The following is an 8,052-nucleotide window of genomic DNA, read 5'->3' on the forward strand; positions in this document are numbered from 1 at the left end:
CCGTTCTAATTTACAATTTGTAGCAAATTCTTGAATTCCTTTAAGATTCAGAACACTGCGATCAGTTAAAGATGCATTAAAATTATCCAAATCACATGACTTCTCATAAAGGATTTCCTTGTTCTTTTCAACCTTTGTAATATTTGTATGAGTATGATAAAGAGTTACATTTACTTCATCCTCATCACTAAACATTTGAATGCGTATTGAAAGGTTTGGTTCATCTTTAAGACAAACAACTTCCACTAAACTAGTTTTTGATATCTCTTCAATTCGCTGTTTTTGTTCATCAGAAACAATAGAAATTACTTCTAATTCTTTATCTGCATCCCCAGCAATCCAACCAGCATTTACTGCTGTCATTATTCCACGATTATTATTTGTATTTGGAATAGTTACACTCTTAACATTTTTTACTACATTGGCGCTGCAATAAGCTATAATCTTAGTTGGATCTTTTTCTAAAACTTTACGTGCCATTGCACTTACAAAAGCTAATGCTATTGGCTCTGTACATCCTGTTGCAGTTACTAACTCTTCATTTAATATTGTATAATACGCATCAAATTGTTCCATATCATCTCTCCTTTACCATCATAACAAACATTATCTAACAATTCAATTAAACAAAATACTACTAAAGTGCTACAATAGTACTATGAAAACGACAATTATAAATGCAAAAATCTATACTGCAAATCCTGATATGCCTTATGCCAAGAGTATATCTTTTGAAGACGGATACTTTACTGAAGTATCCACAGAGAATTTAAATGGTGACACTCTACTCGATGCGGAGAATAAATTAATAATACCCGCACTCCTTGATATTCATATGCATCCCATTTGGATTGCCGAAAATATAAATAAACTTGCATGTGTTCCGCCAAAAATAAACTCCATCGAAGATCTCAAACAAGGTGTTAAACATATTCGTGCTACCCGTGGTAATGGTAAATGGATTCTTGGTTGGGGTTTTGATGAAGGTAAAATGAAAGAGAACCGCATTTGTACAAAAGAAGATTTAGATAAAGCCTGCTTTGATTGTCCTGTGATTATCGAAAGAACATGCAATCATATCTGTGTATGTAATACTTCTGCTTTACTTGCTTTAAATATCAATCCAGCTAATCATAATGGGATATTAAAAGAAAAGGAAAAATTTGATACATTTAATCATATTCCCCCATATTCAAAAGATGAATTAACTCATAATATCGCTAAGTTAAGTAATGATCTATTCTCAAAAGGAATAACAACAATTTCTGAAATGTTGGGAACTCCTGATACCCTTCGATTTTATGATGAAGCTATGCGAACTTCATTGGGCCAACGCTTAGCCTTCGCTTATGATTATCACCAAATTAAAAATACTACACATTTACCATCACCAAGAAATTCTCGCATTCGTATTCAAGGTGTTAAAATTTTATCTGATGGTAGTGTATCTGGACAAACAGCATGGTGCTCCACACCTTATCTAAATACTGACAATTACGGTAATACAACAATTACTGATGAAGAATTTATTGATGCTCAAAACATTGCAAAGAGACACAATATACAACTTATCGTGCATGCTATGGGTGACAAAGCCATTGAAAAAGTAATTCGTTTAAAAGCCGATGATTGGTTAGAAGATATGCCTTCACTCCGTATTGAACACTATGCAATTGTTAAAGACCATCTGCTCGAAGAAACAAAAAAGAAAAATATTGCAGTTGTATCACAACCGATTTTCGTTTTTGCCGAAATCGAGAGTTATTTAAAAAATCTTGGGTCTTCATTTAAAGATTATTGTTACCCCTATAAAAAAATATTAGAAAATAAGATTCAACTAGCTTTTTCAAGTGATGCTCCTGCAACATCTTGGGCTGATCCTGTTAATCCTTTCGTTGCAATGAAATCTGCATGTCAAAGACAAAGTTATAGTGGTTATGATACTGGTTTTGAAGAGTGTATACCAATTACTACTGCCATTGATCTTTATACAAGAGAAGCGAGTAAAGTTTTAGGTGTAGAATCACTCGGTCAAATAAAAAAAGGCTATCTCGCAGATTTTATTGTACTTGACCGTGATATCCTTACTGATCAGACAACACTTCAAAATACACAAGTATTAGAAACCTATATGAGTGGAAAACAATGTTACAAGAGAAAATAACCATGGCTAAGATAGCACATGGTTATTTTTTTATTTCTTATCATTTTGTTGTGTCTTCTCAAATTGATTCATTGGTGCAAAATATACTTCTGTAGCAATATTATTTTCATCAATATCAACCGATATAAAATCTCCAACATTTAAGTCTTCGATTGTTTTTGATTCACTTTCTTCATCTTTACCAAATGATTTAAACTCTGTTTCATCATTTATCGTAAATGTAATTGTTTCTTCAGTAATATTATATTCGATTTGAGGTTGAATCATTTCCTCATCATTTTCCTTATCCGGTTTTTCACTTGGTGTTGTTTCTGCTATATTTTCCGGTTTCTTCATCTCTACGATTGTTGCCGTAATTTGATTACCCTCAATCGCATCAATTCTAATTGTTACTTCATCTTCTTTTTCTCTATCATTTCTACTTTCTTCATTACCCTTTTCACTAATATTAGAATCATTCACTTCCTCTTTTTCTAGTGGAGTACTTGAACATCCCATAAGCAACCCTGATACAATTGCCAAAGATCCAATACTTATTAATACCTTCTTAAATTTCAATTTCTTGCCTCTTTTCTACTTCATTGAAGTAGTCTTATTAAAACAAATTTATTTGAAGGAAACGTGATATAAGGGTGAACAGCAGTTGAATTTAGTAGCAATTTATCTTGCAAACGTCTAATTCAAGTTTGAACCATCACCTCATATTACCCTTCTAATGCATGTTTATTTCTCATCTTTTTCAAGTATATATCAATCCTTTTTACTACCCATAAGTACTTTTTAAAGGCTTCACACAGAAAAACACCCATTTTTGTGGTAAAATAGAGTTAACAACTAGTAACTCTAGAGTTTAATACGTTGCTTTTAGTTTAGTTAGGAGGCCATAATGTACAAAGTGGATGACATAGTTTTATATAAAAAAGATGTCTGTAAGGTGCTTAAAATCAAGGTGAATCAATTATCACATGAAAAAGTATATCTTTTACGCCCCGTTTACAGTGATGGTACCGAAACTGTCATTGAAGTCCCAGTTGCAAATCGTGCAGGTAACTTACGTGATTTAATCTCTATGGAAGAATTAGATCATCTTATCTGTGCTTATCCTAGTATCGAAGTACTCACAACGAAGGATATCACAATAAAGAAAGAATACATTCAGTTATTGAATTCTAATAAACTTGAAGATTTAGTTTGCATCATTAAAACAACTTATGGAAAAAATAAAAAACGCCGAGATGACAATCTCAAAATAAGTAGCGTGGATGATAACTACTTTCATGAAGCTGAAAAAATACTTTACCATCAAATCGGAGCATTATTAAATTTAAGCTTTGATGACACAAAACAATATATGAATGAACAATGGAAAAAGAGGAATTAATCCTCTTTTTTTTTATAAATTTAATAAGACACCCAATACACCAGTAGCTACAATGACAAGAATAGGATGTGGTTTCTTCCAAAAATATACAAGTAATAAACCTGCAAAAATAACAACATGAATCCAATTAATTCCCTTTAGTGATAAAGTAAAACCATTCACAAATAATGCACTAATAAATATTCCTGAACAAGCTGCCATAATCAATGCAACAACTGCAGGTCTTAATCCACAAAACACAGATTGAATTAATTTGTTTTCTCTAAATTTTGTTAACATTTTTGCGATAATACAAATAACAATGATACTAGGAGCAACTAAACTAAGCGTTGTGATGATTCCACCACCAATACCCATTAGATTTGTTCCCACATAAGTCGCCATATTTACACCCATCGGCCCTGGTGTAGATTCTGATATCGCAATCATTGTAGTTAATGTATCAATTGAAAACCAACCATATTTATACGACATCTCATACAAGAAAGGAATTGTTGCCAAACCCCCACCAATCGCAAATAAACCAGCTTTGAAAAATTCGAGAATCAATTGAATAATTAACATTCTTCAGTATCCTCCTCAATTTTTTTAAGATTTGTATAAATGATTCCTCCAATTGCGGAAAATACAATAATCCAAATTGTAGCTGTTTTAAATATCAACGCAATAACTAAAGATACTATAAAAACAAAATATCCAAATCCATCTTTTACACTGCTTTTCCATAATTTTAAAATCGATGCAGTCATCAAAACACAAACACCTAGACTAATACCATTCAATGCATGTTGAACAACTGGAATATCTTGAAATGTAGGTAATAACGTTGCGATAATTCCAATAATTATGATTGATGGTGATACAACACCTAATGTCGCAACAATTCCTCCAATAATCCCCTTTTGAAAATAACCGATGAATGTCGCTGTATTGACTGCAATTACCCCTGGTGTACATTGCCCAATCGCAAAGTAATCCAACACTTCGTCTTCAGTTGCCCAGTGATGTTTCTCAATGATTTCTTTTTCTATAAATGGCAACATTGCATAGCCACCACCAAATGTGAATAGTCCAATTTTAAACCATGCACAATACAATTCAAACAGTAATTTCATACTCTCCTCCAAGTTTCACTAAACTATTATAACTCTAGTTCTAATCATTTGTAAGAGGGTATAAAATAATCTATAATGATAGTAGAAAGAAGGTCTTTTATGAATGTTGTATTCCAATCAATTATAATGGGAGCTTTAGTTATAATCGCTATTGCATCCGTTGTATTTCCAATTCTTTTTTTAGTTCAAAGAAGTAAATATCAAAAGAAGAAATTAGAAATATTAAAAGACAAAACTAAATAATCGCATCGAAAGGAGAATATTATGACAATATTAGATGCATCCAAAGGTTATCAAAAATATTTTGAGGAGATTACAAAAATTCCTCATGGTTCAGCAGAAGAAAAACAAATCAGTGATTATCTAGTACAAGTAGCTCATGATCACAACTTAAAAGTTGTACAAGATGAATCCAACAACGTTATCATATATAAGAATGCAAGTTTAGGATATGAAGATCATCCAGCTGTTGTTTTGCAAGCTCACATTGATATGGTTAACGAGAAAAATAGTAGTAGTAATCATGATTTTTCAAAAGATCCTCTCGATTTGTATATCGAAGATGGATTCCTTAAAGCTCATGGCACTACTCTTGGTGCTGATGATGGCGCAGGTGTTGCCTATATATTATCGGTATTAACTGATCCATCACTTAAACATCCACACTTAATCGGATTATTTACAGTTAATGAAGAAGCCACTATGGAAGGTGCTTTCAACTTAGACATGTCTTTGATTAATGCTAAGCGCATGATTAATATTGATGGTGAAGAAGAAGATGCTTCTACTACAGGAAGTGCAGGTGGTATGGATATTGTTATTCATCACCCAATCACTTACATACATGCACCAGCAAAGGGATACGCACTATCAATTAAAGGATTGCTAGGCGGTCATTCTGGTGGAGAAATTCATAAAGAACGTGGAAATTCTAATAAGATAATTGCTCGTTTGCTTCACCAATGTATTTTAAAAGGTGATGTTCAACTTGAAAGTTTAAAAGGCGGACTAAAAATCAATGCGATTCCACGTGAAGCAGATGCAACTTTCACTTCTTCATTACCTGAATCAGAAGTATTAGACATTATTAATAAAACTGCTATTCAAATCAAGAAAGAATTAGAATTTACTGATGAAGGACTTACCATCACAATTGAACCTTGTAATATCAACAAGGTATTAGATAAAGACGTTTCTAAAAAAATCATTGATTTCTTATATCTTGTTCCAACTGGATTACGTCATAAGTCTGACCATTTAAATGGCTTAACTACTTCTTCAGAAAATATCGGTATTATTGACCTTCAAGATGAAACATTTGAATTTGGATTATCTGTTCGTGGAGCTCTTGATTCTTATGTTCAAGATCTTGCTGACGAAATTCAAACACTCGCGAAGGTATTTGGCTTTTCCGCAACTACTGAGAATTGGTATCCAGCTTGGGATTACATGGAACATAGTCCAATGAGAGATTTAATGGCTAAAGTATATAAAGAAACACATGATGGCAAAGAAATCCAAATGTATGCAGTACATGGCGGATTGGAATGTGGCATCTTCAAAGAGAAATGTCCAGATATGGATATCGTTGCTATCGGTCCAAATATTTATGATGTACACACACCAGATGAAAAATTAGATTTGAAATCATTCGATCGAACTTATTCATTCTTGTGTAAATATCTAGAAAATCTATAAGAAAAAAGGGAAGTCATTCCCTTTTTTTATCGCTTACATGCTAATTGTGATTCTCCCCAAGATTGAGAATCATCTTCCATAATTTGTATTGCTTCCTCTGGTCCATCAGTATTTTGATTATAAGAATAGATTGGCAATTGTAAATCACTATATTTTTCTTTAAGTTGTTCAATATACTTCCAACTCAAATAAATTTGATCCCATTTAGAAAACCAAGTTTGTTCAGAATTAACAACTGCCTCGAGTAATCGTTCATACGCTTCTGGAGTATTAATACGATGACTAGGAATACAACTTTGGCAGAAATCCATCTCAGTTTGAATCACTTCTTCACTTTCTCCTGGACGCTTGATATTAAATTTAAGACTGACACCTTCAAGTGGTTGTATTTTTATTGTGAGAACATTCGGTTTCGATTCAGCATCTAATGGTCGAAATGTAATAATTACATTCATCTCACGACTACTCATTTTCTTTCCAGTCTTGATATAAAACGGAACATTATCCCATTTATAACTATCAATAAATAACTTACATGCTGCAAATGTTTCCGTTGTTGAATGTGAGTCAACATTTACTTCATTTTTGTACCCTTCATATTGGGCAAGTATCATTGATGATTCCATATCTAAACGATTAACTGGGCGCAGTGTTTTCAATACTTCAATTTGTCTATCATGAATACTATGTGTAGCATCTGGCTTTTCCATTGCAACTAAAGTCATTATTTGCATTAAATGATTTTGAACCATATCCTTCAATGCACCTACTTTGTCATAATAATTACCACGTGTTTCAACCCCCACTTCTTCATGCGCAATAATTTGAACATTATCAATATTCTTGTTATTCCAACTATTCGCAAATATTGGATTTGTAAATCGAAGTGTTTGAATACTACGAACCATTTCTTTTCCTAAATAATGATCAATACGATAAATATGATCTTCACCAAAACAAGCTTCTAGTTTTTTACTTATTTCATTTGCGTTTTCTAAAGTTTCCCCAAATGGTTTTTCAATAATAATTTTTTCATTCTTACAATCACTGATAGAAATAATTCCATCACTAATAACACTGAAAAATGAAGGTGCTACAGCATAATAGAATATATGATTTTCTATTTCTTTTTGTTTATAATAAGCTTCTAATCTTTTATATTCTTCTAAATTAGTAAAATCCATTTTAAAATAATCAACTTGTTTTAAAAAATTGTGAAATGTAGTTTCATCAAATTTTATTCGTGAATATTTACTAACCCAATCTTTGATAATTTCATGATATTCTTCGAGCTGATATTCTCTTCTACCAATCGCAACAATTCGATCATCACTTGTAATTTTTTTTGTTGCGTACAAGTTATATAACGCTGGTATCAATTTACGATAAGTTAAGTCACCTGTACCACCAAAAATTGTAAAGTTAGTTTTAATTTTCCCACTCATGATGAACTTTCCCCTCAACATCAATTCTTTCAAATGTATGTGCTCCAAAGAAGTCACGTTGTGCTTGAATTAAATTAGCTCCAACAAGTTTACTTCTAAGTTGATCCAAATATGTTATTGCAGATGATAAAACTGGAATTGGAACACCTGCAAGTATTGCAAGTGAATTTGTAACACGTAATGATTGTATATTTGTATTGACTTGATTTATCATGCTTCCATCCACTAAGAAATTACTTAGTACTTCTT

At 32.2% G+C, this 8,052-nt stretch carries 8 protein-coding genes and 2 pseudogenes; 4 read left to right on the plus strand and 6 right to left on the minus strand.

Going from position 1 to position 8,052, the window contains the following annotated elements:
- Nucleotides 1–576 (minus strand): annotated as a pseudogene (locus RSB60_RS09920) (serine dehydratase subunit alpha family protein); the annotation flags it as partial.
- Nucleotides 577–658: 82 nt separating this feature from the next.
- Between RSB60_RS09920 and RSB60_RS09925 the strand changes: the two are divergent.
- Complete coding sequence (locus RSB60_RS09925; RefSeq protein ID WP_332616080.1) at nucleotides 659–2,164, plus strand: amidohydrolase; 1,506 nt, start codon at nucleotides 659–661, stop codon at nucleotides 2,162–2,164.
- A gap of 30 nt (nucleotides 2,165–2,194) precedes the next feature.
- On the opposite strand, the gene RSB60_RS09930 is transcribed toward RSB60_RS09925, so the two are convergent.
- Nucleotides 2,195–2,722, minus strand: coding sequence for a hypothetical protein (locus tag RSB60_RS09930; protein WP_332475396.1), 528 nt, complete (start codon nucleotides 2,720–2,722; stop codon nucleotides 2,195–2,197).
- Nucleotides 2,723–3,050: 328 nt separating this feature from the next.
- On the opposite strand from RSB60_RS09930, the gene RSB60_RS09935 reads away from it, so the two are divergent.
- Nucleotides 3,051–3,545 (plus strand): hypothetical protein, encoded by a 495-nt coding sequence (locus tag RSB60_RS09935; protein ID WP_323381885.1) that lies wholly within the window; start codon nucleotides 3,051–3,053, stop codon nucleotides 3,543–3,545.
- Nucleotides 3,546–3,557: 12 nt separating this feature from the next.
- Here RSB60_RS09935 and RSB60_RS09940 read toward each other — a convergent pair whose 3' ends face one another.
- Together RSB60_RS09940 and RSB60_RS09945 are read right to left on the minus strand one after the other, a co-directional pair.
- Complete coding sequence (locus RSB60_RS09940) at nucleotides 3,558–4,109, minus strand: chromate transporter (protein ID WP_323381886.1); 552 nt, start codon at nucleotides 4,107–4,109, stop codon at nucleotides 3,558–3,560.
- On the minus strand, nucleotides 4,103–4,660 hold the full coding sequence (locus RSB60_RS09945) for a chromate transporter (protein ID WP_323381887.1): 558 nt from the start codon (nucleotides 4,658–4,660) through the stop codon (nucleotides 4,103–4,105). Before RSB60_RS09945 ends, RSB60_RS09940 begins: the two co-directional genes overlap by 7 nt.
- A gap of 99 nt (nucleotides 4,661–4,759) precedes the next feature.
- Between RSB60_RS09945 and RSB60_RS09950 the strand changes: the two genes are divergently transcribed.
- On the plus strand, nucleotides 4,760–4,903 hold the full coding sequence (locus RSB60_RS09950) for a hypothetical protein (RefSeq protein WP_323381889.1): 144 nt from the start codon (nucleotides 4,760–4,762) through the stop codon (nucleotides 4,901–4,903).
- Nucleotides 4,904–4,924: 21 nt separating this feature from the next.
- Nucleotides 4,925–6,358 (plus strand): beta-Ala-His dipeptidase, encoded by a 1,434-nt coding sequence (pepD, locus tag RSB60_RS09955; RefSeq protein ID WP_332475393.1) that lies wholly within the window; start codon nucleotides 4,925–4,927, stop codon nucleotides 6,356–6,358.
- 26 nt (nucleotides 6,359–6,384) lie between these two features.
- Here pepD and zwf read toward each other — a convergent pair whose 3' ends face one another.
- Together zwf and RSB60_RS09965 are read right to left on the minus strand one after the other, a co-directional pair.
- Nucleotides 6,385–7,803 carry a glucose-6-phosphate dehydrogenase gene (gene zwf / locus RSB60_RS09960; protein ID WP_332616085.1) on the minus strand — a complete coding sequence of 473 codons (1,419 nt, stop codon included), beginning with the start codon at nucleotides 7,801–7,803 and terminating at the stop codon, nucleotides 6,385–6,387.
- A pseudogene (locus tag RSB60_RS09965) lies at nucleotides 7,787–8,052 on the minus strand (NADP-dependent phosphogluconate dehydrogenase); the annotation flags it as partial. The gene zwf and the pseudogene RSB60_RS09965, both read right to left, overlap by 17 nt.

The sequence above is a fragment of the Anaerorhabdus sp. genome (genome assembly GCF_036657415.1).
In the GTDB taxonomy this organism is placed as follows: Bacteria; Bacillota_I; Bacilli_A; order Erysipelotrichales; family Erysipelotrichaceae; genus Anaerorhabdus.